Origin of the sequence: Micromonospora sp. NBC_00858, from assembly GCF_045207365.1 — a bacterium.
Taxonomy (GTDB): Bacteria; Actinomycetota; Actinomycetes; order Mycobacteriales; family Micromonosporaceae; genus Micromonospora.
On record NZ_CP108828.1, the window covers coordinates 4138642 to 4162215 of the forward strand.

General features: G+C 72.1%; 21 protein-coding genes and 1 riboswitch. Of the genes, 10 read left to right on the top strand and 11 right to left on the bottom strand.

Annotated elements, in window-relative coordinates; genetic code table 11:
• Positions 1–2: 2 nt before the first annotated feature.
• On the bottom strand, positions 3–602 hold the full coding sequence (locus tag OG990_RS19250; RefSeq protein ID WP_386989888.1) for a TetR/AcrR family transcriptional regulator: 600 nt from the start codon (positions 600–602) through the stop codon (positions 3–5).
• A gap of 217 nt (positions 603–819) precedes the next feature.
• Between OG990_RS19250 and OG990_RS19255 the strand changes: the two genes are divergently transcribed.
• The 4 genes from OG990_RS19255 to OG990_RS19270 all read left to right on the top strand — a co-directional run bounded on the left by OG990_RS19255 (position 820) and on the right by OG990_RS19270 (position 5900).
• Positions 820–1713 carry an ABC transporter permease gene (locus OG990_RS19255; RefSeq protein WP_355607348.1) on the top strand — a complete coding sequence of 298 codons (894 nt, stop codon included), beginning with the start codon at positions 820–822 and terminating at the stop codon, positions 1711–1713.
• Positions 1706–2524 (top strand): ABC transporter ATP-binding protein, encoded by an 819-nt coding sequence (locus OG990_RS19260; protein ID WP_406076552.1) that lies wholly within the window; start codon positions 1706–1708, stop codon positions 2522–2524. The genes OG990_RS19255 and OG990_RS19260 overlap by 8 nt, the downstream gene beginning before the upstream one ends.
• 145 nt (positions 2525–2669) lie before the next feature.
• On the top strand, positions 2670–4187 hold the full coding sequence (locus tag OG990_RS19265; protein WP_406076554.1) for a D-ribitol-5-phosphate cytidylyltransferase: 1518 nt from the start codon (positions 2670–2672) through the stop codon (positions 4185–4187).
• Positions 4188–4229: 42 nt separating this feature from the next.
• The gene (locus OG990_RS19270) at positions 4230–5900 is read left to right on the top strand and encodes a CDP-glycerol glycerophosphotransferase family protein (RefSeq protein ID WP_406076555.1); all 1671 of its coding nucleotides are present in this window, start codon (positions 4230–4232) and stop codon (positions 5898–5900) included.
• Positions 5901–5904: 4 nt separating this feature from the next.
• Here OG990_RS19270 and OG990_RS19275 read toward each other — a convergent pair whose 3' ends face one another.
• On the bottom strand, positions 5905–6651 hold the full coding sequence (locus OG990_RS19275) for an alpha/beta fold hydrolase (protein ID WP_406076557.1): 747 nt from the start codon (positions 6649–6651) through the stop codon (positions 5905–5907).
• Between the two features lie 148 nt (positions 6652–6799).
• Here OG990_RS19275 and OG990_RS19280 point away from each other — a divergent pair, with 148 nt between their 5' ends.
• On the top strand, positions 6800–7843 hold the full coding sequence (locus tag OG990_RS19280; RefSeq protein WP_386988609.1) for a hypothetical protein: 1044 nt from the start codon (positions 6800–6802) through the stop codon (positions 7841–7843).
• 70 nt (positions 7844–7913) lie between these two features.
• Here the strand turns inward: OG990_RS19280 and OG990_RS19285 are convergent, their stop codons facing one another.
• The 4 genes from OG990_RS19285 to OG990_RS19300 form a co-directional block, all read right to left on the bottom strand.
• Positions 7914–8747, bottom strand: a complete 834-nt coding sequence (locus tag OG990_RS19285; RefSeq protein ID WP_355607364.1) for a C39 family peptidase — start codon at positions 8745–8747, stop codon at positions 7914–7916.
• Positions 8748–8992: 245 nt separating this feature from the next.
• Positions 8993–9134: riboswitch (cyclic di-AMP (ydaO/yuaA leader) on the bottom strand.
• A gap of 285 nt (positions 9135–9419) precedes the next feature.
• Entirely contained in the window at positions 9420–10187 is a 768-nt protein-coding gene (locus tag OG990_RS19290) for a hypothetical protein (protein ID WP_406076559.1), read from the bottom strand.
• A 134-nt stretch (positions 10188–10321) separates the two neighbouring features.
• A complete protein-coding gene (locus tag OG990_RS19295) occupies positions 10322–10735 on the bottom strand; it encodes a hypothetical protein (protein WP_406076561.1) in 414 nt (137 codons plus the stop codon).
• Positions 10736–10818: 83 nt separating this feature from the next.
• Positions 10819–12063: an acyltransferase family protein gene (locus OG990_RS19300; protein ID WP_406076563.1), complete on the bottom strand. Its 1245-nt coding sequence runs from the start codon at positions 12061–12063 to the stop codon at positions 10819–10821.
• 310 nt (positions 12064–12373) lie between these two features.
• Between OG990_RS19300 and OG990_RS19305 the strand changes: the two genes are divergently transcribed.
• Both OG990_RS19305 and pseI read left to right on the top strand, forming a co-directional pair.
• Complete coding sequence (locus OG990_RS19305; protein ID WP_406076565.1) at positions 12374–13558, top strand: glycosyltransferase family 2 protein; 1185 nt, start codon at positions 12374–12376, stop codon at positions 13556–13558.
• A gap of 133 nt (positions 13559–13691) precedes the next feature.
• Complete coding sequence (gene pseI, locus OG990_RS19310; RefSeq protein ID WP_406076566.1) at positions 13692–14744, top strand: pseudaminic acid synthase; 1053 nt, start codon at positions 13692–13694, stop codon at positions 14742–14744.
• Positions 14745–15890: 1146 nt separating this feature from the next.
• Here pseI and OG990_RS19315 read toward each other — a convergent pair.
• The 4 genes from OG990_RS19315 to OG990_RS19330 are packed head-to-tail and all read right to left on the bottom strand — an operon-like array spanning position 15891 to position 18621.
• A complete protein-coding gene (locus OG990_RS19315) occupies positions 15891–16337 on the bottom strand; it encodes a hypothetical protein (protein WP_355607379.1) in 447 nt (148 codons plus the stop codon).
• Positions 16321–17076, bottom strand: a complete 756-nt coding sequence (locus tag OG990_RS19320) for an SDR family NAD(P)-dependent oxidoreductase (RefSeq protein ID WP_406076567.1) — start codon at positions 17074–17076, stop codon at positions 16321–16323. The genes OG990_RS19315 and OG990_RS19320 overlap by 17 nt, the downstream gene beginning before the upstream one ends.
• Positions 17069–18373: an AMP-binding protein gene (locus OG990_RS19325; protein ID WP_406076569.1), complete on the bottom strand. Its 1305-nt coding sequence runs from the start codon at positions 18371–18373 to the stop codon at positions 17069–17071. Before OG990_RS19325 ends, OG990_RS19320 begins: the two co-directional genes overlap by 8 nt.
• On the bottom strand, positions 18370–18621 hold the full coding sequence (locus OG990_RS19330; protein WP_328425618.1) for an acyl carrier protein: 252 nt from the start codon (positions 18619–18621) through the stop codon (positions 18370–18372). Before OG990_RS19330 ends, OG990_RS19325 begins: the two co-directional genes overlap by 4 nt.
• A gap of 99 nt (positions 18622–18720) precedes the next feature.
• Here OG990_RS19330 and OG990_RS19335 point away from each other — a divergent pair, with 99 nt between their 5' ends.
• The gene (locus OG990_RS19335; RefSeq protein ID WP_406076570.1) at positions 18721–19230 is read left to right on the top strand and encodes a GNAT family N-acetyltransferase; all 510 of its coding nucleotides are present in this window, start codon (positions 18721–18723) and stop codon (positions 19228–19230) included.
• A gap of 108 nt (positions 19231–19338) precedes the next feature.
• Here the strand turns inward: OG990_RS19335 and OG990_RS19340 are convergent, their stop codons facing one another.
• On the bottom strand, positions 19339–21072 hold the full coding sequence (locus OG990_RS19340) for a hypothetical protein (protein ID WP_406076571.1): 1734 nt from the start codon (positions 21070–21072) through the stop codon (positions 19339–19341).
• A 355-nt stretch (positions 21073–21427) separates the two neighbouring features.
• Between OG990_RS19340 and pseB the strand changes: the two genes are divergently transcribed.
• Together pseB and OG990_RS19350 are read left to right on the top strand one after the other, a co-directional pair.
• Positions 21428–22411, top strand: coding sequence for a UDP-N-acetylglucosamine 4,6-dehydratase (inverting) (gene pseB, locus OG990_RS19345; protein WP_328425612.1), 984 nt, complete (start codon positions 21428–21430; stop codon positions 22409–22411).
• Complete coding sequence (locus tag OG990_RS19350; protein ID WP_355607396.1) at positions 22408–23565, top strand: aminotransferase class I/II-fold pyridoxal phosphate-dependent enzyme; 1158 nt, start codon at positions 22408–22410, stop codon at positions 23563–23565. The genes pseB and OG990_RS19350 overlap by 4 nt, the downstream gene beginning before the upstream one ends.
• The last annotated feature ends 9 nt before the right edge of the window (positions 23566–23574 follow it).

Consider the following 23574-nt stretch of genomic DNA (forward strand, 5'->3'; position numbering starts at 1 on the left):
GCTCAGCCGGAAACCGGGGCCGCCCGAGGTCGGGCAGAGGGGCTGTCCACACCGAGCCCGACGGCCACGGATTCGACCAGACTGTCCAGGTAGCTGTCGGTGAGTGGGAGGCGAGCGATGGCGAGCCGCCAGTAGAGCGGGCCGACGATGAGGTCGACTGCGGCGTCCGGGTCGGTGTCGGCGGGCAGCTCGCCGCGCTGGATGGCGCGGGTGACCAGGCGGCCGCCGATCTCCTGCTGTCGGTCGTGCAGCACCTGCCGAAGGGTCTGGTCGATGCTGGGGTTGCGGGCGGCCTCGGCCAGCAGGTCCGGGATGATCTGCGAGGCCAGCGGGTGGCGCAGCGCGTGCGCCACCACCTGGAACAGCAGCGCGAGATCGCCGCGCAGGGTGCCGGTGTCAAGTGCCGGCAGTTTGCCGTGCGCCGCGGCGGCGACCATCTCCAGGACCAGGTCGAGCTTGGAGTTCCACCGCCGGTAGACCGCCGTCTTGCTGACGCCGGCCCGGCGGGCCACCGCCTCGATGGAGAGCCGGCCGTAGCCGACCGCGGCGAGCTCCTGCATCAGCGCGCGCCGGATGGCCGTGGTGATCTCACCACGGAGCACCGCCGCACCGGCCGGAGCGCGCCTCTTCTCGGTCGTCACCAGGGACTCTTCTCGCAGGTCACGAAGGCCAGAGTAGCGCAACGACGGTACGGTTGCGTCCCGACGTGTTTCGGACTACTGTCCTCGCAGCGACGAGGCGGCGCTCCGCGCACAACTCCCACTAGGATTCCATCGTCGCGAGCAACCCGTCGTCCCGAAAGATCGGAGCGCCCTTTCCATGGCCACCACCGCGCTGGTCGACCCTGAAACGGGCCTGACCCAGGCGCAGCTGGCCGCTCGGCACGGGCTACGGGTCGCCGGTGAGCGACCCAGCCTCGCCGAGTACAGCCGCCGATTGTGGGCCTACCGGCACTTCATCGCCGCGTACGCCAACGCCAAACTGGTCGCCTCGTACAGCAACGCCAAGCTGGGACAGCTCTGGCAGGTTCTCACCCCGCTGACCAACGCGGCGGTGTACTACCTGATCTTCGGTGTGGTGCTGGCGCAGAACGAGATCCCGAACTTCATCGCCTACCTGACCACGGGCCTGTTCATCTTCAACTTCACCCAGAGCGCCGTCCTGGCCGGCACTCAGTCGATCAGCAGCAATCTGGGGATGATCCGGGCGCTGCACTTCCCCCGGGCCACCCTGCCGCTGTCCACGACGATGACCCAGTTCCAGCAGCTGCTGGCCTCGATGGTGGTGCTGATCGGCATCGTGCTGGCCACCGGCGAGCCGATCACCCTGAAGTGGCTGATGCTGGTGCCGGCCCTGATCCTGCAGGCGGTGTTCAACGCGGGCGTCGTGCTGCTGGTGGCCCGGATGGGCGCCAAGGCGAGCGACCTGAAGCAGGTCATGCCGTTCATCCTGCGCACCTGGATGTACGGCTCCGGCGTCCTCTACAGCGTCAGCCTCTTCGAACGGCTGCCCGGCTGGGCGACGACGCTGGTGCAGTACAACCCGATGCTGGTCTACATCGAGCTGGCTCGGTACACGCTGCTGGAGCAGGCGCCACTGCTCAACGAGTCGTTGACCCAGCTCTGGCTGGTCGGCGCGGGGTGGGCGCTGGTGGCCGGGATCGGTGGCTTCATCTACTTCTGGCGCGGCGAACAGGAGTACGGCCGTGGTTGAGCATTTCGACGACTCCCTCCAGGCGACCGTGACGCTGGCTCCGGTCGAGGAGCGCATCCCGACCGTGGTGGTGGACGACGCGCACCTCATCTACCGGGTGCACCAGGGCGCCGCCGGTGGCACCACTCCGGTGGCCGCGCTGCGCCGGCTGATCAAGCGCACCTCCGCGCCGAACATCCGGGAGGTGCACGCGGTGAAGGGGGTGTCGTTCACCGCGTACCGGGGCGAGGCGATCGGGCTGATCGGCAGCAACGGCTCCGGCAAGTCCACCCTGCTGCGGGCCATCGCCGGCCTGCTGCCGGTCAACCGGGGCGCGATCTACACCCAGGGGCAGCCGTCGCTGCTCGGTGTGAACGCGGCACTGCTCAACGACCTCTCGGGTGAGCGCAACGTCGTCCTCGGTTGCCTGGCCATGGGGATGCATCCCGACGAGGTGGCCCAGCAGGCCGCGGGGATTATCGATTTCTCCGGGATCAACGAGCGGGGTGACTTCGCCAGCCTGCCGATGCGTACGTACTCCTCCGGCATGGCGGCCCGCCTGCGCTTCTCCATCGCCGCGGCGAAGAGGCACGACGTGCTGCTCATCGACGAGGCGCTCGCCACCGGCGACAAGGGCTTCCGCAAGCGCAGCGAGCAGCGGGTGCGGGAGCTGCGGGAGGGGGCCGGCACCGTGTTCCTGGTCAGCCATCAGCTCTCCTCGGTGCGCGACACCTGTGAACGGACAATCTGGCTGGAATCCGGCGTCCTGCGGATGGACGGGCCCACCGACGAGGTCATCCGGGCATACGAGGCCTACGCGAACAGCAAGTAGAGCGCCGGAGAACCTCCGGCATCGACACGGCGCCGTCGACCGCGTCTCCCCCGTTGGGGTGACGCGGTCCGCGCGTTAAGGTTCATTCCGTCGCCGCTCGGGCGGAACCTTCCGTTAACGCATTCCTGAGAGTGAGGATCCGGCAATGACGCAGGACCAGACCACTGGCCCGGACGCCGCACCGGAGACCCCGGCACCGTGGCGGCCCTCGCGGACGGTGGCCGTGGTGCTGGCCGGCGGCACCGGGACCCGGCTGGGCCTCGGCATCCCGAAGCAGCTCCTGAAGATCGCCGGTAAGCCGATCATCGAGCACACCCTGGCCGTCTTCGAGGCCGCGCCGGAGATCGACGAGATCATCGTGCTGATGGCCACCGGGCACGTCGAGGACGCCCGGCTGATCGTCGAGAATGCCGGCCTACGCAAGGTCACCCAGGTGATCGAGGGCGGCGAAACCCGCAACGCGACCACCCGGATCGCGCTGGACGCGGTCGGCCCGGCGGACTGCAACATCCTCTTCCACGACGCGGTGCGCCCGCTGCTCAGCGGCCGGATCGTGCGCGAGTGCGTGAACGCCCTCTGGACCTACGACGCTGTGGACGTGGCCATCCCGTCCGCGGACACGATCATCCAGGTGGACGACAACGACTGCATCACCGACATCCCGGTGCGCTCCCGGCTGCGTCGGGGCCAGACCCCGCAGGCGTTCCGCTCCCCCACCATCCGCGAGGCGTACCGGATCGCCGAGGGTGACCCGAACTTCTCCGCCACCGACGACTGCGGGGTGGTGCTGCGCTACCTGCCCGGCACCCCGATCAAGGTGATCGACGGCTCGGACGAGAACATCAAGGTCACCCACCCGGTCGACGTGCACCTGGCGGACAAGCTCTTCCAGCTCGCCGCGGCGCAGGCGCCCCGGCTGACCGACCACCGCAGCTACACCGAGGAGCTGACCGGCCGCACCGTCGTGGTGTTCGGCGGCAGCTACGGCATCGGCCACGAGCTGAGCGAGCTGGCCCAGCGCTACGGCGCGCAGGTCTTCCCGTTCAGCCGCTCCACCACCGGCACGCACGTGGAGCGCGCCGAGGACGTCGAGGCCGCGCTGAAGACCGCCTTCGAGGCCACCGGCCGGATCGACCACGTGGTGGTCACCGCCGGGATCCTCGAGAAGGGCGCCCTGACCGAGATGGACGAGGCGACGATGGACCGCGTGCTCCAGGTCAACTTCGTCGGCCCGGTCACCATCGCCCGGCAGGCCCTGCCGTACCTGCAGCAGACCAAGGGTCAGCTGCTGCTCTACACCTCCAGCTCCTACACCCGGGGGCGGGCCCGCTACGCGCTCTACTCGGCCACCAAGGCCGCCCTGGTCAACCTCACCCAGGCGCTCGCCGACGAGTGGGCCGAGTTCGGCGTACGGGTCAACTGCATCAACCCGGAGCGGACCGCGACCCCGATGCGGACCCGGGCCTTCGGCGAGGAGCCGGAGCACACCCTGCTCGCCGCGGAGGCGGTCGCCCAGTCGTCGCTGGACGTGCTGATCTCCGATCTGACCGGCCAGGTGATCGACGTACGCCGGGCGCCCGGTGACGGCCCCGCGCCGACCGTGCCGGCCCAGTCCGGGCCGGATCGGGTCGAGGCGCCCGCTGGCGCGGTCTCCGCGAGCTGACGCTGACGGCGGCAGATCCGGGACGGCGGCGAACGGAGCGACATGCGCGGTGACCTGGTCCGAAAGCTGGCCGCCCGGTGCCTGAGCACCGGCCTGGCCGTGCTGGCGTTCGTCGTGGTGGCGCTGACCGGCGCCACCGGGTGGGGGCTGGCGCTGGCCGTCGCCGCACTGGCCGCGGCAGCCGCCGAAAGGCGGATCCGGCCCAGCGCGGACCTCGTCGCGGAGACGGCGCTGATCGCTGCCGCGGTCCTGGTCGGATACGCCCGGCGGCTGGACGACGGGTTCGACCCCGCGCTGGTCGCCACCGCCCTGGTCCTGCTGGGGCTGGTGCTGCTGGTGGGGCCGCTGCGGACCGCCGGCAACCTGGAGATCCGGGGGGCCAACCTGCCGGTCCGGACCTGGACCCCGGTGATCGCCGATCAGCTCGGCACCGCCCTGCTCGGGCTGCTCGCCGCGGTCACGCTGGCCGCCGCGCTGACCCTGCCCGCAGCCGTGGCGCTGGTCGCCAGCCTGCTGGTGGGCGCCGGAGCCGGGGCGGTCGCACTGGACCTGGCCCGGCGGCGGTTCCGGCCGACCGCCGCTGGCGGGGCGGTGGCCCGCGCGCTGCGCCGGCACCAGCCGGAGTTCCTGCTCTACTTCTCCGCGCCGCCCGGCTCCGAGTACCAGGTCACCATGTGGCTGCCGTACCTGGAGCGGATCGGCCGGCCGTTCATGGTCGTGCTGCGCGAGCCGGAGTTCCTGGCGCCGATCGCCGCGGCCACCGACGCGCCGGTGGTCTACTGCCCCACCCTGCGGGCGATGGACGAGGTGCTGGTGCCCAGCCTGCGGGCGGCGTTCTACGTCAACCACGGTGCGAAGAACAGCCACTGCATCCGGTTCACCCAGCTCACCCACGTGCAGCTGCACCACGGCGACAGCGACAAGGCGCCGAGCGCCAACCCGGTCTCGGGGATCTTCGACCGGATCTTCGTGGCCGGTCCGGCCGCGATCGACCGGTACGCCCGCGCCGGGGTGCAGATCCCGGCGGAGAAGTTCGTGGTGGTGGGCCGCCCACAGGTCGAGTCGATCGAGGTACGCCCGGAGCCGGTACGCGGGCTGGCGCACCCGACCGTGCTCTACACCCCGACCTGGACCGGGCACCACGCCGACGCCGACTACTGCTCGCTGCCGGTGGCCGACGAGCTGCTGCGCCGGCTGCTGGAGCGCGGCGCGACGGTGATCCTGCGTGCCCACCCGTACACCGCGCAGAACCCGGCCTCGGCCCGGCAACTGGGCCGGCTGACCGAGCTGCTGGTCGCCGACCGGACCCGCACCGGGCGGCAGCACGTGATGGGCGCGGCGGCCCGGGAGCTGAGCCTGACCGAGTGCGTCAACCGGTCCGACGCGCTGGTCTCCGACGTGTCCGGGGTGATCTCGGACTACCTCTACTCCGGCAAGCCCTACGCGGTCACCGACATGGGCGACGAGGGCGACCGGTTCGTGGAGCGCTTCCCGCTGGCCGGCGCCGGCTACGTGCTACGCCGGGACATGTCGAATGTGGACGATGTGCTGGCCGCCCTGCTGGACACCGACCCGCTGGCCGAGACGCGCTGGGCGACCCGCCGCCGCTACCTGGGTGACTTCCCGGCCGAGTCGTACGCCGAGGCGTTCCTGACCGCCGCCCGCCACGAGTTGGAGCCGGCGAAGCCCCTGGCCACCGCCACCCCGGTGTAGCAGCTCAGCGGTATGCGTCCAGCAGCGCCAGCACCGCCGCCGGGTCCTCCACGTGCGCGTTGTGCCCGAGCCCCGGCAGCGTGACGACCGGTACGCCGAACTCCTTGAGCTGTGCGTCGGTGACCATCGGGTCGTGCTCGCCGCGGGCCAGCACCACCGGCACGTCGGTCGCGGCCAGCAGAGCGGTGAGGTGGGGCTCGCCGACGGCGAACGCGGTCGAGTCCATCGCCAGCCGCCACCGGCCGTCGACCTGGCGCAGCCCGGCGTCCACCACCGGATCATCCGACGGGATCAGGCCGGCGAGCCCCGAGACCCGCAGGTAGCGGCGGGCCGCCTCGGTGCGGCTGGCGAACCAGCTGACCGGGCGGGCGGCGAGTTCGGCGGAGCGGCTCAGCTCGTCGGGTGACCAGACCGCCTTGATGCCCAGCCCGACCACCGCGTCCACCGGCATCCCGGCGGCGCGGGCGGCCAGCGCGAGGCCCACCACCCCGCCCAGCGAGTGCCCGAGCACGACGATCCGGTCGTCGGCGGCCAGGCCGTGGGCGATCCGCTCGGCGAACCCCTCGAAGGAGTACGACGGCAGCGGGGCCGACCAACCGTGACCGGCCAGGTCCGGTGCCAGCCACCGCCCGGGCCAGTGCTGCTCCAGCAGTGGGGCCCAGGGCAGCCAGACGTCTCCGGTCGCCCCCATCCCGTGCAGCAGCAACAGGATCGGCCCGCGGCCTGTCCGGCCACCTGATTCATCCACCACGGCCGCAGTCTTCCACGGTTCGCCCCCAGGTACGAGAGTCGTCACTGCCGATGCGCGCGGGGACCGCGACCAGGGAAGATCCACTGTAGAGTTCGGCGCCTGGACGGGCCCAGCCACCCGTCGAGCCCACCGTGGAGAGGAGCCGACCGTGCGCAGGAGGCATCGATCAACACTGGTGGCGGCCCTGGCGGCCGTCGCACTCGCCACCGCGCCCAGCGCTCCCGCGCTCGGCACATCGTCAACCAGCCCCACGCAGGGCGCCACCGCGGTCGCGGCGGCCGACCGGGTCCTGCGGGTCTACAACAACAACATCGAGAACCTGGTGGTGAACAACTCCGACGGGACGTGCACCCGGATCTCCGGGCCGGACCACCTGACCTCGATCCTGGTTGACGACGCCGGCCGCACCGGCACCAGTGGCGTGGTGGCACCCGACATCCTGATCGTGCAGCAGGTGCGCGGCACCGGCCAGGCCGAGGCGTACGCCGACCAACTGTCGGCCAAGTTCGGCTACCCGGCAGGCACCTACGGTGCGATCGTGGCGTGGAGTGACCCGGAGCCGTGGGGCAGCACGCACAAGTGCAGTTCGCAGTCGCTCGGCGACCTCAAAAAGAAGCAGACCAACGGGATCATCTGGAACACCCGGACGCTCAGCCTCGCCGCCGGTGACATCTCGAAGTACTGGAGCGCGGGCTGGCTCAAGCCCGGCACGGCCTACGCCAACGGCGCCGGGTGCACCCTGTACAAGCCGCCGAACAGCGACCCGGACAGCACCGACTACTACAAGTGGAAGCGGACCAGCGCCATCGCGGCCCGGTTCACCATCAAGGCCACCGGCACCAGCGTGTTCGCCGCGACGATGCACCTACCGCAGGAGAACCGGCAGAACGCGTGCGCTGGCGACGGCGACCGGGGCATCGCCAACAGCGGCATCCACCTCGGTGCCGACGCGACCAGCCTGCTGAACGCCTCCACGATCCGCGTCGTGGGCATCGACGCGAACCGCACTGGCATCGCGCCCGGCACGCTGGGCGGGTACGGCATGACCGGCTACGGGTCGAAGGCCACCAGCGGCTCCAGCAAGATCGACTATCTCTTCGTGAAGGGCAGCGTGCAGCCGTCCGGCATCGACCACACGGTCAGCGGGACGAAGTCGAACCACCTCGCGCTGTACGGCTTCATCAGCTACTGATCGCACGGACAGAGACGCCGCGGGCGCCGGCCCCTTGTGGGGGACGGCGCCCGCGGCGGCTACGCCCGGGTCAGGCGGAGTAGCCCCGAGTGGCGATCCAGTTGGCCAGGTTGATCGTGGTGATCCAGTACGACGGGTCGGCCGCGTTGGCCGAGTCGGCGATCCGCACGGTCCGGCCGTTGTCCTTGTAACCCACCACGGCGATGTAGTGGCCGCCGCCGTAGGAGTGCCAGCCGCCGTCGGTGTCGGTGGCGTCGCCGGCGACGTTGGCCACCACGCCGCGGCCGTCGGTGATCGCCTTGACCACGTCGGCCTGGAGCTGGTCCATCTGGGCCGGGCTGGGCGTGCCAGCGAACATCCGGGTCCGGTACGGGGAGCCCTTCACCTCGGCGTTGAGCACCCGAGTGGTGTCCAGGGCCGAGTTGGTGCCCATCTCGGTGGTGCCCAGCTCGGCGCCCAGCTCATCCTGGGTGCGGTCGATGCCGGCGGCGCTGAGGGCGTTGCGGGTGGCAGCCGGGCCGCAGTTGAAGTACGTGTTCTGCACCTGGTAGTCGTAGTCGAGCACCTTGGTCGCGGGCGGCTTCGGCTTACTGGTCAGGTCCGGGTTGCTGCTGGCCTTGGCGGCGGGCGACGCGGCCTTGGTGGCCGGCGCGGGGGCAGCGGTGGTCGGCGCGGTGCTGGCCGAGGGGGACGCGGCACGCGCCTCGCCACGGGAGGCAACGGAGTCGCTGCGCATCTCGGCGACCGTGGTCGCGGTGTGCTGGCTGGCCGGGGCGTCGTCGGCGCCGGCGAACAGAGCACCGGTGGTGGTCGCGATCACGAGGGCCGCGGCGGAGGCGGTGACGATCTGGTACGGGCGCTCGGTGGTGAGGCGGCGGAGCTGACGCTTCAGGGTGTGCTTCACGGGGTCCTCCACGGATCAGGGGGAGAGCGGCACACCGGAGCCGGACCGGTATCCGGGCAGGCGCCAGCGCGCGGACCGTGGTCCGCGGATGATGAACCGCTCAGGGGAATGCCCGGCGCGGCCGGGCGGAAGAGGCGGTGACCCGGGGGGTCAGCTCACCGTCACTGGACGGATAAGCGGGGGTACCGCGGCGCCGTGGAGGCGGGGGAACAATCGAGAGGTCGAGAGTTGCTGCACGACGATGGAACTCCTTCCGACACCGCCTACCGGGTTAGCTGACGGATTCGGGCGGGAAGATCGCCCTACCGCGGGCCGTGGCTCGCGGATTCACCCCGGACTTACTGGTGGGTCCCCGGTTCGTTGATCACGATTAAGCGGGTCAGCGCGGCGTCGCCTCTTGCGATCGGTTACCGCACCGGACGGGACGACACTACTGGCCGCTCCGCACCCTGCCAAGCCAGGTTCACCTGCGTAAACCTGAACTGTCGCAGCAATTTCTGCGCGTATTGCCACTGACGCGACTCGATGGGACAACCGGTTACGGCGGCGCCTGCGGGCGACAACCGGACAGGCCGTCGGCAACGGCCTCGAATTCGTGGGAACAATGCTGCCGATCGAGCCGTCCGCCCGATTTCGAGTGAGTGTGACCGGGCTCACGGCCTAATTGACGACTCAGCCAACCCGGGCCGGCCGCCAGCGCGTCGCGGCCGCCGGACGGAGCACTGCGGTCATCGTCCGACGCGCCGGCAGCGGGTTCGGACGCAGCCGGGCCGCCGCCGCGTACGCCTCCTCGGTGAGGGCCCGGGCCGAGGAGGCCGCAAGCTCCGCGTCTCGCCAGGCCGACCGTTCCCGCCCGGCGGCGGCCCGGTAGTCGGCGAGCCTCGCGTCCCGGACCGCCCGGTTGAGCAGCACCTCCTGCTCAACCGGGTGCCGGCGGGGGTCCCAGCCGTGCCGCTGCCCGAACACGTCAGCGAGCTGCCCCATGGACAGGTCGCCGCGCCAGTACGCCGCCATCGCCGCGCGATGCAGATAGCGCTCCCGGGCGGCGTACTCGGCGGGGGTACGCGGGGTACGAGGGGTGGGCAGTGCCGCGGCGCCGGCGAACCGACGGGCGGCGGTGTCCGCCTCGTCGTACCCGGCCCACGCGCGTTCCACCTGCTCCTGAGCGGCCAGCCAGTCCGCGCGTCGGCGGCGGGCGGTCTGCGCCGCGCCGGCCGCCGCGACGGCCACCTCCTCGGCGTACCGGCGCAGGTCGGCGGCCTCGGCGGCGGCCACCTCCCGGTCGGTGGGCGCCGGAGTCGGGTCGACCGCCGGCCGGTCCCGCTCCGGGCGGGCGACGAGCACGGCGAGCACGGTCAGCGCCAGCAGGAACAGGGCCGACCAGATGGCGACGGCCTGCGGCACCTCGGTCAGGAACTGGTAGAAGACGACGGTCTCCATGGTGGGCACCTCGGGGAGAGAGCGATGCGATGGGGATCCGCACGGGCCACCCAGGCTTCGGCGGGGCCACGGGTCCGGCGGGTGTGGAGCTGATGAGTCGACAGGCGCGGCGGCGGGACGCTCGTCCCGGTGGCTCAGCGCCCGGGTGGGGCCCGGGGCGCGCGGCTGGCCGGGCCATCCGCGCGAGGTAGCCGGTCGGCGCCGGCCGCGAGCACCGGGGCCGCGTCGGCGGGGACAGCGGCCTCGCCACCGAGGGCCGCTGCCTGCCCGTCGCTCGACCGCGTCGGGCTGGGCTGCTCAGCAGCCTCCTCGGCGGCGATCGGCGGCATGTGCACGGTGCCATCCATCGGGGCGGGCCGGCCCGACGGCGCGACCGACCCGGGGCTGAACGCCGACAGCCCGGATGCCGGCGCCGACAGCCCGGAGGCCAAGGCGGGCGACGTGCCGGCGCCGAGCGCGAGGGCGGCGACAACGGCGAGGCTGGTCAGCACACGTGTCGCCCAGCGCGCCACCCACCACAGCGGACAGGTGAGCGCGACCGAAAGCACGTCCCCACGCTACCGTCGTGGCCGACCAGGCGCATCGACGACGGGCGTGTCGGCCCGCGCCGCGCCGACCAGAGTGGACACTGTCAGCGCGAGTCGGCGTAGGTCGATCGCTCGCGAGCTTTACTCGCCCCGCCGGCCTCGGTGCGGGCTTCAGCGTCGCGGGCTTCAGCGGCTTTGGCTTCAGCGTCGCGGGTTTCGGTGCCGCCGGCTCGCTGTCGAGGAATGACCGCCGGGCGGGCCGAACGGCGCGGAGTGAGCCTGCGCATCATCGGGGTCTCGACGAAACGATGCAGTAGCCCGGCGAGGATCAGGTTCACCAGGAGGAAGCCGAGCACCGCCGCCGGGCCGCGCCAGCCGCCGAAGCCGGTACCCCAGTCCCCGGTCCAGCGCAGCACGCTCGTCATCACCAGCACGTGCACCAGGTAGAAGGCGAACGAGACCTCGCCGAGCCACACCAGCGGGCGGGACCGCCACGGTGAGCGTCGCCCCCGCACGTCCGCGTCCGCAGCGGCGGTGATCACCAGCAGATACGCCACCGCGAGCAGGGTGGTCCACAGCTCGGCGCGGATCCACTGCGCGGCGGCCACCCAGGTGGCCACGAAGATCAGGCTGGCTCCGGTCAACCCGGGACCCCGCCAGAGGCCCCGACGCATCAACTCGGCCGCCACCGCGCCCAACCAGAACTCCAGCGACCGCGCCAGCGGGAAGACCTGGGTGAACCACCAGCGGCTGGGCTCCGGCACCAGGTGCTGGGCCGGCCAGAGCGCAAGGATCAGCAGCGGCAACGCGACGACCAGCGTCCAGAGCAGTGCCGGCCGGGACCGGCGTAGCAGCGGCAGTGCCAGCGGTAGGCAGAGGTAGAAGAAGAACTCGCAGGACAGTGACCAGCTCACCGTGTTGATGCTGTAGAACCAACCCGGCCGGGGGTCCCAGGCCTGCAGCAGCAGCAGGTTCTCCAGCGCGGCGGCCGGCAGCACCGGATCGGCGAACCACCAGGCGACCAGCAGCGCCGCCGCCCACAGCACCAGGTGGTTCGGATAGATCTTGGCGACCCGGCGCCGCCAGAAGCTCCGCCGGGAGTCGCCGGGGCGGGCCGACCAGACCAGTACGAAGCCACTGAGAATGAAGAAGAACTGCACCCCGGACAGGCCGAGGGTGAACAGGACGTCGACCACGGCCTTGTAGTCCGGCTCCGCGATGATCCGCATGGTGCCGGCGTGGAAGCCGAACACCAGCAACGCGGCGATCCAGCGCAGCCCGGTCAGCGAGGGCAGCCGGGCCGGGACGGGTGCGGGCCGGACCTCCGGCTCGGCGACGGTGCTCGTCATGCCGAGGTCCCGGCGCTCCGCAGGATCACCAGCACGTGCGTCTCCTCCTCGGCGCGGCGTCGGACGGCGCAACGGCGACGCCCGCGGCGGCCCGGCAGGGCCGCACCGGGGCACCCTACCGGGTTACTCCAGGGTGAATCGGACGTGTCCCACGGGTGGCGGGCGCGCGGCGGACCGTCCCGGCGCCCCGGCTCCGGGCCCCGCGGGGCGGCCGGCGTTAACCTTCCGCTCCGCGGGAGTTCAGGGATTCCACCTTCGTCGGCCACGTCAGGTTCCGAGGCCGGCCACCCGGACCGTCGAAGGTGGCGGCGTGGTCAATGAGCCGACGCACGCACCGCTGCTGAGCATCGTCGTGCCCGTGTACGGCGTCGAGGCGTACCTGTACCAGTGCCTTGAATCGATCCGGGCCGACGTACCGGCGAGCGAGGCGGGCGCGGTCGAGCTGATCGCCGTCGACGACGCCTCCCCGGACGGCTGCGGCGCGATGCTGCGGTCGTACGCTGCCGGCCGCGACGGGGTCCGGGTCGTTCACCTGGGCAGCAACGTGGGCCTGGGCCTGGCCCGCAACGCCGGCCTCGACGTGGCCTCCGGCCGGTACGTCTGGTTCGTCGACAGCGATGACTGGCTGCCGCCGGGCACCATCCCGGCGGTGCTGGACCGGCTGCGCCAGCATCAGCCCGACGTCCTGATGCTGGACCACCTGCGGGTGCACGAGGACGGCCGGCGTGAGGTCGACGCGAGCAGCCACCTGCTGCGCGGGATGCCGGGCGTGGCCCGCCTGGCCGACCAGCCGCAGCTGCTGCGTGTGCAGCACACCGCGTGGAACAAGGTGGTGCGCCGCGCTTTCCTGGACGAGCTGGAGCTGCGGTTCTACCCCGGCTGGTACGAGGACATCCCGTTCAGCCACCCGCTGCTGATCGGCGCGGAGAAGATCTCCGTGCTGGACCAGGTCTGCTACCTGTACCGGCAGGGTCGGCAGGGTGCGATCACCTCCACCCGCAGCGGCCGACATTTCGACGCGTTCGCCCAGTACGAGCGGCTGATGGACTGGCTGCGCCTGCGGCACCCGGACGAGCAGTTGCGGGCCGAGCTGTTCGAGCTGATGATCAGTCACCTTCTGGTGGTGGTCGGCAACGACGATCGGCTGCACCCGCACCTGCGGCGGGCCTTCTTCCACCGGGTGGCCGAGCACTACCGCCGCTACCTGCCCACCGGTGGCTACCCCGTGCCACCGGGCGTGGCCGGGCTCAAGCATCGCCTGGTCGGTCGCGGTGACTACCTGGCGTACTCGGCGCTGCGGCAGGCGCACCGGGTCGCGGGCCGGCTGCGCCGGTCCGGCCCTGCGGGGGGCGCCGACAACGGTGCCCGGCCGGCCGTCGCCGACGAGGATCCGAGCCGACCGGCCGAGTCCGCGACGGGGACGGGCGGCGGGCTCGCGGTCGGCGACGCGGAGCTGGACCGGGGCGACGCGCTGGTCGGGCGCCGCCTGCCGTGACCACCTCCACCGCACACCACGCCGGGAGCCGGGTCGGCTGCCGGCGCCCTGGTTTTTCAGGTCTTCCGCCCGCCGGGTGGACGACGACAGCACCACCGCACCTTGGTGCGGGCGTACCTGAGCAGAGGTCGGAATGACGGCGACAATCAAGATCGGACCGCACGCGGTCGGTGCCGGGGAGCGACCCTTCGTGGTCGCCGAGATGTCCGGTAACCACAACGGCGACCTGGACCGGGCGCTGGCCATCGTCGACGCGGTGGCCGAGAGTGGGGCGCACGCCCTCAAACTCCAGACCTACCGGCCGGACACGATCACGATCGACGTCGACACCCCGGCGTTCCGCATCTCCAGCGGGCACGAGCTGTGGGGCGGGGAGAACCTGTACCGCCTCTACGAGCGGGCACACACCCCGTACGAGTGGCACGCCCCGATCTTCGAGCGGGCCCGCGCGCGCGGTCTGACCGTCTTCTCGTCACCGTTCGACGCGACCGCCGTGGAGCTGCTGGAGTCGCTGGACGCGCCGGCGTACAAGATCGCTTCGTCGGAGCTGGTCGACCTACCGCTGATCCGGTTGGTGGCCAGCACCGGCAAGCCGATGGTGATCTCCACCGGGATGGCGACGGTGGCCGAGATCGACGCGGCCGTGCGGACCGCCCGGGACGGTGGCGCGGCGGGCATCGTGCTGCTGGCCTGCACCGCCTCCTACCCGGCGCCGCCGGCCGACAGCAACCTGCGCCGGCTGCCGGTGCTGGCCGGCGCGTTCGACGTGCCGGTCGGGCTCTCCGACCACACCCCCGGCATCGGAGTGGCGGTCGCCTCGGTGGCGCTGGGCGCCTGCTTCATCGAGAAGCACGTGACGCTGGACCGGGCTGACGGCGGCGTGGACTCCGACTTTTCGCTGAACCCGACGGAGCTGACGGCCCTGGTCGCCGAGTCGGGCCGGGCGTACGCGGCGCTGGGCGGCACCGCAATCGGCCCGACGCCGGCCGAGCGGGAGGGACTGCGGTTCCGTCGCTCGCTCTTCGTGGTCGAGGACGTGCGGGCCGGCGACCCCGTCACGGCGCGCAACGTCCGATCCATCCGACCGGCGGGCGGGCTGGCCCCGGTGGAGATCGACCGGGTCCTGGACCGCACCTTCACCACCGACGTCCCGCGCGGCACCCCGCTCAGCTGGGACCTCATCTGACCGTCGACCCGGCCCCGAACCCGGCTCAGCTCGTCCCCCGGTCCCCCGTCCCCGGCTCAGCTCGGCCCGAGGCTCAACTCGCTCCAGCCCGGCTCGGCTCGGGCCCGGCTCGGGCTCGGGCCGGCATGCGCCGCCGCGGGGCAGCCCGGCGTTGGCGAGCAGGGCGGGGCGGGGGTGGGCGACCACCGTTGCGTCCCTGTCGAGCTGCCCCAAATATGGGGCGGCTCTGACGGCGGCGAGCACCGCCCATCGACGGGGCAGCCCCGACGGTCGCACGCACCGACCACTTCTGGGCAGTGTTGATGGCAGCGAGCACCGCCCATTCGTGGAGCACCCCGACGGAGGCGAACACGGCCGCTTCTAGGCGGCCCTCACGGCAGCGACCACCGCCCACCCGTCGGGGGCAACCCGACGAAGGCGACCACCGCCCAGCCATCGCGGCAACCCGACGAAGGCGACCACCACCCAGCCATCGCGGCAACCCGACGGAAGCGACCACCACCCAGCCATCGCCGCAACCCGACGGAAGCGACCACCACCCACCCATCGCCGCAACCCGACGGAAGCGACCACCACCCACCCATCGCCGCAACCCGACGGAAGCGACCACCACCCACCCATCGCCGCAACCCGACGGAAGCGACCACCACCCACCCATCGCCGCAACCCGACGGAAGCGACCACCACCCACCCATCGCCGCAACCCGACGGAAGCGACCACCACCCACCCATCGCCGCAACCCGACGGAAGCGACCACCACCCACCCATCGCCGCAACCCGACGGAAGCGACCACCACCCACCCATCGCCGCAACCCGACGGAAGCGACCACCACCCACCCATCGCCGCAACCCGACGGAAGCGACCACCACCCACCCATCGCGACAACCCGACGGAAGCGACCACCACCCACCCATCGCGACAACCCGACGGAAGCGACCACCACCCACCCGTCGCGACAACCCGACGGAGGCGAACACCGTCCACTCGTCGGCGAACCTGACAGTGGCGAGCGCCCCAGATGTGGGGCAGCTCGACAGGCACGCGCGACATCGGCAGCACGGTGGCCGTCAGAAGCAGGAGCGACCCCGGCCCATCGAGAGTGCGATGCCAGAACCCAGGTCGATGCCAGAACCCGGGGCCAAGTCAGACCCCCGGGGCCAAGTCAGACCCTGGGGCGAAGCCGACCGTGACTACCAGGTCGGCGACCCGCAGGGTGCGCCAGACCGCCGCTCCGTCGGCCGGCGTACCCAGCCCGTAGCGACGCCACCAGAGCGCAACCGGCACGTCGGCCAGCTTGCAGCAGCACTCGGCCCGGGTCCACCGGGCCCAGAAGTCCGCCGTGCCGAACCGGCGGGCCAGCGCCGGGGGGACCGGGGCGTCGGCGCGCTCCGCGTCGACCGCGACCCGCCAACCGGCCGTCGGCGGCCCGTACCAGCCCACGCAGCGGCCGTCGTCAAGGTGGCTGCGGGTCGCCGCGTCGGCCACCTGCCCCGCGTCGACGACCACCCGCAGGTACCGCTCGGCGGCGGCGAGCAGCGCCGGCACCGGGCGGGGCCGGACGACCGGGTCCAGGTCAGATGGAGGCGGCACCGTCCACCACGATGACCTGGCCGTTGATGTTCGTCTGCGCTTGGAGCAGCATCCGGACCACGGGTACGACCTCCACCGGCTCGGTCAGGTGGCCGGTCGGGGTGCGTCGCACGATCTGGTCGAGCTGGGTCGGGCCGAGCACGGCGGACATCTCCGAGGCGAAGAAGCCGGGAGCGACCGCGTTGACCAGCATCCGGCCGCCCAACTCCCGGGCGAGCGAGCGGGTGGCGGCGTCCATGCCGCCCTTCGTGGCCGAGTACGCGACCAGGCCCGGGAAGCCGCGCTGTGCGCAGATCGAGGTGATGTTGACGATCCGCCCGCGCAGCCCCTTGCCGAGCATCCGCCGGACCACCAACCGGGTCAGCTGGAGCGGGGCGGTCAGGTTGGTCTCGATGATCCGCGCGATGTCGTCGGTGGCCGTGTGTACGTGCAGGGAGTCCTGCCCGACGGCGGCGTTGTTGACGATCCCGTCGATCGGGCCGAGGCGTTGCTCCACCTCACGGACGAAGCCGTGAGCGGCGTGCAGGTCGGTGACGTCCACCGAGCCGACGTGCACCCGGTCGGGGTGCTCGGCGGCGAGCTTCGCCAGCTCCGGAGTGACCGTGCGGGCGAACGCCGCCACCCGTACGCCCTGGTCGAGCAGGTCGGTGACGATGGCCAGGCCCAGCCCCCGGGAGCCGCCGGAGACGAGGACCACGGAGCTGGGCGGAACGAACTGGGTGTCGGCGAGGTCAGACATCGCTCTTCAGGGTCTCCTTGACGGGAATTTCGGTCAGCACGCGGATCCGGCGCGGCACCGCGTGCTCGGGCAGCCGGTTGGCACACCAGCGAACCAGCGCGGCCTCGTCCGGCACGCTGGCAACGGGCTGGCCGGACGGGTCGGCGGGGCGGTCGGACGGGTCAGTGGGGACGAGGACCACCTCGGCGACCACCATCCGGCCGAGCACCGGGGCGCGGCGGCCGGTGACCCGGGCCCAGGCCACCGCGGGGTGCCCAGCCAGCACACCGCGGACCACACCGGCGGAGACCTTGCTGCCACCGACGTTGATCTCGTCGGAGTCCAGGCGGCCGGTGATCAGCACCCGCTCGTCGACCACCTGCACCCGGTCCCCGGTGCGGACCGGGCCGCCCAGCCCGGCACCGTGGTACGGCGAGGTGACGATCAGCTCGTCGTCGCGGACGGAGAGAGTCGGCCGGCCGGGAGCCTCCCGGTCCAGCCAGCCGACCGGGAACCCGGCCCGCCCGTCGTGCACCACGATGGACGCGCCCACCTCGGAAGACGCGTAGATCCAGGAGATCCGGGCGGTGGGAAAGACCTCCCGCAGTTGGTCCAGGATCGCCTGGTCCACCGGCTCCCCGCCGAGGGTGATCTGGCGCAGCGGCACCCGGGCAAGCGCGGCGGCGTCCCGGTGCAGGGTGCGGCGCCAGAAGGTCGGCGTACCGGACGCGGCGTCGACCCCGTGCGCCGCGGCGACCGCGGGCCAGTCGTCCAGCTCCTCCGGCTCGACCACCACGAGGTGCTGACCGGGCTGGGTCAGCGACAGGGTGACCACCTGCCACCAGGCGTACGTGCCGGGGGCGTAGGGACAGAGCCAGGTCCGCTCCGGCTGGTCGGCCCGCACGGTGGTCAGCGTGTCGAGGGTGTGCCCGACCCGCTTGGGACGGCCGGTCGAGCCCGAGGTCAGCAGCCAGAGCCGGCCGGGTTCGGCGGCGCGCGGCTGGGGCGGCGCGCTCGGGTGGTCGCCGTCGTCGTCGAGGACGGTCACGGTGAACCCGGCGTCCAGCAGCTCCGCGCGCATCGTCGCGTCGACCCGGCTCGCGGCGCTGAGCAGCAGCTCGGTGCCGTGCACGGCGTGCTGCCGCGCGGCGGCGAGCGCGTGACCGGCGGAGTGGGCGAGCACCGCGGCGGGGTCCGGTAGCACCGGCGTCGGCAGCGTCCGCCAGGTCAGCGCGGCGCCGCCGACGACGAGCCGGTTGTCGACGCCGGCCGGTTCCGGGGGCGCGGCGGTCGGGGGGCGGGGTGGCGCGACGGTCACTGCTGCTGGAGCTCGACGAGGAAGTCGAGGACGTCCCCGACGGTGGCGATGCGGCGCAGGCCGGGGGCGTCGAAGTTGAGCTCCTCCCCCGTCTCGTCCTCCACCCGCAGGGCCAGCTCGGAGAAGTCCAGCGACCGGAAGCCGATCTCCCGCAACTGCGCCGCGTCGTCGGCGGGCAGCTCCTTGTCCTGGTTCTTCAGCACCTGAGCCATGAGGTCGCGGATCTGCGCGCGACTCAATTCCTTCATGCGCCGGAGTCTACAGCCCCGCGAATAGATATCTGATTTCCCGGTGCGCCCGGGTAGGGTGCCGGGACCGGACGTGAACAGTAAGGAAAGTGAGAGCACGTGCTGCGCGAAGCGACGACGGAAGACGTTCACCTGATGTTGTCCTGGCGTAATCAGGAAACCAACCGTCAGGTCAGCAAGACCAGCCACGAAATCACCGCCGACGAGCACGCCCGGTGGTGGTCGGCGGTCCGTGACGACCCGTCCCGGCGGGTGCTGGTGTACGTCCGCGAGGACCTGCCCTGCGGCGTGGTCACCTTCTTCGACCTGCGCCTGGACGGCCCCCGGACCGGCGCCTGGGGCTTCTATCTGGACGCTGACGGGCTGGCCGAGCGGGGCGAGACGCTGCCCGCCTGGCTGGCGGTCATGCGGGAGGCCGTCGAGTACGCCTTCGACGGGCTGCACCTGGACCGACTCGACGGCGAGGTGCTCGCGCACAACACCGTCGTACGGCAGATGAACCGGCGTTTCCGATTTGTCGAGGGCACCCCCCGACAGGAGCTGTCCGATGGTCGGGAAATCACCGTAATCCCGATTTCCCTGAACCGGGCGGACCGCCGCCAGCGCTGATTACGGCGAGCATTTCCGCACTGGCCCGGCACCATTAACCGGCCGTGCGTCCGGTGGACATCCCCCGTTCACGAAAATTGATGTCCACCGGACGCGGGGCGGTGCGGGTCAGGCCCGCCGCCAGGCCGCCCAGTGCTGACGCACGTTGCCACCGAGCCGCACGAAGCCGTACTTCGCGCCGTCCCAGTCGTCGGGTTGGCCGGGCGCCCAGCGGGCGAACACCACCTGAGCCGTGTCCGGCGGCTGCTCCTGGAACCACCGCACGTCGGTCCAGGTCACCTGGTGGCTGAGGTTGAACCGGTGGATGTACTGGACGCCGGTGGAGGCCCACACCCGCTCGCCGGGCCGCACCCCGACGTCGGCCACCCAGGGCGTCGGCGCGCTGCTGGCCACCATCGGCCGCACCAACCGCTGGTCGATCACCTGCATGGTCACGAGGTTGACCACCACCAGCGCCCCGAGCAGCGGCAGCCGCAGCCGGGGCACCTGGACCGCGGCGACGAGCAACACGCAGCCGGCGATGCCGATCAGCGACGCGACGACCGGCCGCATCTCCCGCCAGCCGCCGGTCAGCGCCATCAGGTCCGGCGCGCCGAAGCCGCCGTAGCGCAGCGAGTGCCCCCGGCTGGCCACGTACGCGAGGCGGACGGCGATCAGGGCGCCGCCGGCGATCAGCAGCGCCACCGCGACGGCAGCCCGGCGCAGCACCACCCGGCGCCCGGCGGTGAGCAGCACCCCGAGCCCGACCAGCAGCCAGAACGGGGCCAACATCTGCACGTAGCGGCCGTAGATCGCGTCCAGCGGCTTTCCGGTGATGCCGGCCAGGATCAACGACGCCCCGCTGGCCACTCCGACGCTCACCACCAGCGCCACGCCCATCGTCCAGCGGGTGGCGTCGCCGCGCCGGGGCCGCCACAGCTCCCGGACGGCGGCCGCCCAGGCCACCCCGGCCATCCCGAACGTGATGACCACGAGGTACCAGAGCTGGGTGGTGACCGCCGCGCCGACCCGGACCACACCCGCGGCGGAGGAGACCGCATCGACCATGCTGCCGCCCGGGGTGTTGCCGAGCAGGTAGACCTTGTCCCCGAGCAGTCGGATACCGGCCTCGTTGACCAGCGCAAGGGCGAGCACCGGCAGCAGCGCCGCGAGCATCACGGTCGGGGTGATCCGGCGGCGGATCAGCAGCAGCAGCACCAGCCCGATGTGCACCGCCACGATCACCAGGCCGCGGGAGTGCAGGAGGTGGAACGCGCCGACCAGCAGGCCGACGGTTGCCGCGGCGAGCGGGCCGGGCCGTTCGATCCAGCGGTGCACGGCGAGCAGCCAGGCGATCACCAGTGGCGCCATCACCGAGTCGATCATCGCGACACCGGCGTAGAAGGCGGTGGCCGGCAGGGTCGCCGCCACCACCGCCCCGAGCAGGGCGTACGACCGGCGCAGCTGGAGCAGTCGCCGGCCGAGCAGGTACGCCAGCGGCAGCAGCGTCGAGTTCACCATCGCGTTGATCAGCTGGACGAGCCGGTAGCTGTCGCTGAAGTCCCGGTCCCCGAGGAACGCGGGCGAGATCAGCATCGGGTAGCCGACCCGGCGCAGCAGGCCGTTCTCGCTGCTGAACCCGCCCGGCCCGCCGGCCAGCGCGCGGGCGGTGTTCAGGTAGCTGTCCTCGTCGGTGTGCGCGATCGGCAGCACGATGTGACGGGACAGCCACATCCGCCAGGCCACGCTGAGCACCCATCCGACGAGCAGCAGCAGCGGCACCAGCCAACGCCGTGCGGGTATGGCCGGTCGTGTCTCGACCGGGTCAGCCGGGCGTTCCATCACGTGGCTGCCGGATGCCATCGACGCCTCCTGAATTGCCGGCCGCACCGGGGCCACGCGGGCCGGCGGGCACGCCGCTGACGCTCGGGGTGGCCCGCTCGAACCGGGGTGGTGCGAATGTCGGGTGAACGCGGATACCAGCGGCGCGCAGGGGCGGCCGGGTCGCTCGCGCGGCCACTGTAACGGCCCGATCGGGCCTGGTCAGCCCGCTTGGCGGGTGGCCGGAAGTGTTCGTCTGCCCGGTGCCCGGCATTCACGGGGGCAGGGGGCGGGGTTAACCCGGGAGCGCCGGCCCGTTAACCCGCCCTGGTTAGCGTCTCACCCCGGTCGGCCGGCCGAGGGCCGCCCGTTCATCCACGAACACGGGAGCACCAAATTGAGTGAGTTGAATGGATCGTCCATTCTGATCACCGGGGGAACGGGTTCCTTCGGCAGGACCTTCCTGCGGCACATCCTCACCGAAGCCGACCCCGCCCGGGTGGTGGTGTTCTCCCGCGACGAGCTCAAGCAGTACGAGCTGCGCCAGCAGCTCGGTGACGACCCCCGGCTGCGCTGGTTCATCGGCGACATCCGGGACCGGCACCGCCTCACCCGGGCGATGCACGGCGTGGAGCACGTCGTGCACGCCGCCGCCCTCAAGCAGGTGGACACGGCGGAGTACAACCCCTCCGAGTACATCGCCACCAACATCACCGGATCGCAGCACGTGGTCGACGCCGCGATCGAGGCCGGCGTCCGGAAGGTCATCGCGCTCTCCACCGACAAGGCGTCCAGCCCGATCAACCTGTACGGCGCGACCAAGCTGGTCGGCGACAAGCTGTTCGTCTCGGCCAACCACTACGCCGCCCACCACCCGACCCGGTTCGCGGTGGTCCGCTACGGCAACGTGGTCGGCAGCCGTGGCTCGGTGGTCCCGCTGTTCAGCCGGCTGGCCGCCGAGGGCAAGAGCCTGCCGATCACCGACAAGCGGATGACCCGTTTCTGGATCACGCTGGAGCAGGCCGTCCAGTTCGTCATGGACTCGTTCGACCAGATGCAGGGCGGGGAGCTGTTCGTGCCGAGGATCCCCAGCATGCGGATCCTCGACCTGGTCGAGGCGGTCGCCCCGGAGGCCACCACGCACGAGATCGGCATCCGGCCCGGCGAGAAGCTGCACGAGGAGATGATCGCGCCGGACGACAGCCGCCGGACGCTGCGCGCCAAGGACCGGTTCATCGTCCAGCCGACCATCGCCGGCTGGGGCTACCAGCCGCCGGTCGACTGCGAGCCGGTGCCGGACGGCTTCGCGTACCAGTCGGACACCAACGACGAGTGGCTCAGCGTCGACCAACTGCGCGACATGCTCGGCCTCACCGCATGACGGGGATGCTCCCGTACGGCCGGCACTCCGTCACCGAGGACGACATCGCGGCCGTGGCCGGCGTGCTGCGCGGCGACTGGCTCACCACCGGACCGCAGGTCGAGGCGTTCGAGGCCGACCTCGCCGGCTGGACCGGCGGCGCGGGCTGCGCCACCGTCTCCAACGGCACCGCGGCGCTGCACGTGGCGTACGCGGCGGCCGGCGTCGGCCCCGGAGACGAGGTGATCGTGCCGCCGATGACGTTCGTGGCGACCGCCAGCAGCGCCGTCGCGCTCGGCGCGAAGATCGTGTTCGCCGACGTCGAGGAGGACACCTTCACCCTCGACCCGGCGGCGGCTGCCGCCGCGACCACCGCGCGTACCCGGGTGGTGTCCGCCGTCGACTACGCCGGCCACCCGGCCGACTACGACGCGCTGCGCACCGCGCTGGGCGGGCACGACGCGCTGCTGCTCGCGGACGCGGCGCACTCCATCGGAGCCAGCTACAAGGACCGGCCGGTCGGGTCGCTGGCCGACCTGACCACGCTGTCGTTCTTCCCCACCAAGAACCTCACCACCGCCGAGGGCGGCGCGGTGGTGACCCCGCACCCGGAGCTGCTGAAGCGGGCCCGCCGGTTCCGCAACATCGGCCTGGTCCGGGAGCGCGACGAGCAACGGTGGCCGGACGAGGGCGGCTGGCACCAGGAGGTGCACGAGTTCGGGCTGAACTACCGGCTGCCGGACGTGCTCTGCGCGCTGGGCCGTAGCCAGCTGCGGCGGCTCGGCGAGTTCCTGGCCCGCCGGGACCGGCTGGTGGCCCGCTACGACGAGGCCCTCGCCGACCTGCCGGGCGTCCGGCTGCCGGGCCGGCGGGCGTGGGCCCGACCCGCCTGGCACCTCTACCCGATCCGGGTGCTCGACGGACGCCGCCGCGAGGTGTACGACCGGATGCGCGCCGCCGGCATTGGCGTCCAGGTGAACTACGTCCCCGTGCACTGGCACCCGGCCTTCGCCGACCTGGGTTACCGGCGCGGATCCTGCCCGGTGGCCGAGTCGTTCTACTCTCAGCAGCTGTCGCTGCCGCTCTACCCGGGACTCAGCGACGCCGACCAGGACCGCGTCATCGACGCGCTGGTCGCGGCCCTACGGGCCGGCTCGGTGCGTTCCGCCGCCTGATGGGAACCT

Bases quoted from the DNA above. Each gene is read 5' to 3' on its own strand.
- OG990_RS19255 (WP_355607348.1), top strand. From the start codon at position 820: ATGGCCACCACCGCGCTGGTCGACCCTGAAACGGGCCTGACCCAGGCG.
- OG990_RS19265 (WP_406076554.1), top strand. From the start codon at position 2,670: ATGACGCAGGACCAGACCACTGGCCCGGACGCCGCACCGGAGACCCCG.
- OG990_RS19270 (WP_406076555.1), top strand. From the start codon at position 4,230: ATGCGCGGTGACCTGGTCCGAAAGCTGGCCGCCCGGTGCCTGAGCACC.
- OG990_RS19290 (WP_406076559.1), bottom strand. From the start codon at position 10,187: ATGGAGACCGTCGTCTTCTACCAGTTCCTGACCGAGGTGCCGCAGGCC.
- OG990_RS19300 (WP_406076563.1), bottom strand. From the start codon at position 12,063: ATGACGAGCACCGTCGCCGAGCCGGAGGTCCGGCCCGCACCCGTCCCG.
- pseI (WP_406076566.1), top strand. From the start codon at position 13,692: ATGACGGCGACAATCAAGATCGGACCGCACGCGGTCGGTGCCGGGGAG.
- OG990_RS19320 (WP_406076567.1), bottom strand. From the start codon at position 17,076: ATGTCTGACCTCGCCGACACCCAGTTCGTTCCGCCCAGCTCCGTGGTC.
- OG990_RS19330 (WP_328425618.1), bottom strand. From the start codon at position 18,621: ATGAAGGAATTGAGTCGCGCGCAGATCCGCGACCTCATGGCTCAGGTG.
- OG990_RS19340 (WP_406076571.1), bottom strand. From the start codon at position 21,072: ATGGCATCCGGCAGCCACGTGATGGAACGCCCGGCTGACCCGGTCGAG.
- OG990_RS19350 (WP_355607396.1), top strand. From the start codon at position 22,408: ATGACGGGGATGCTCCCGTACGGCCGGCACTCCGTCACCGAGGACGAC.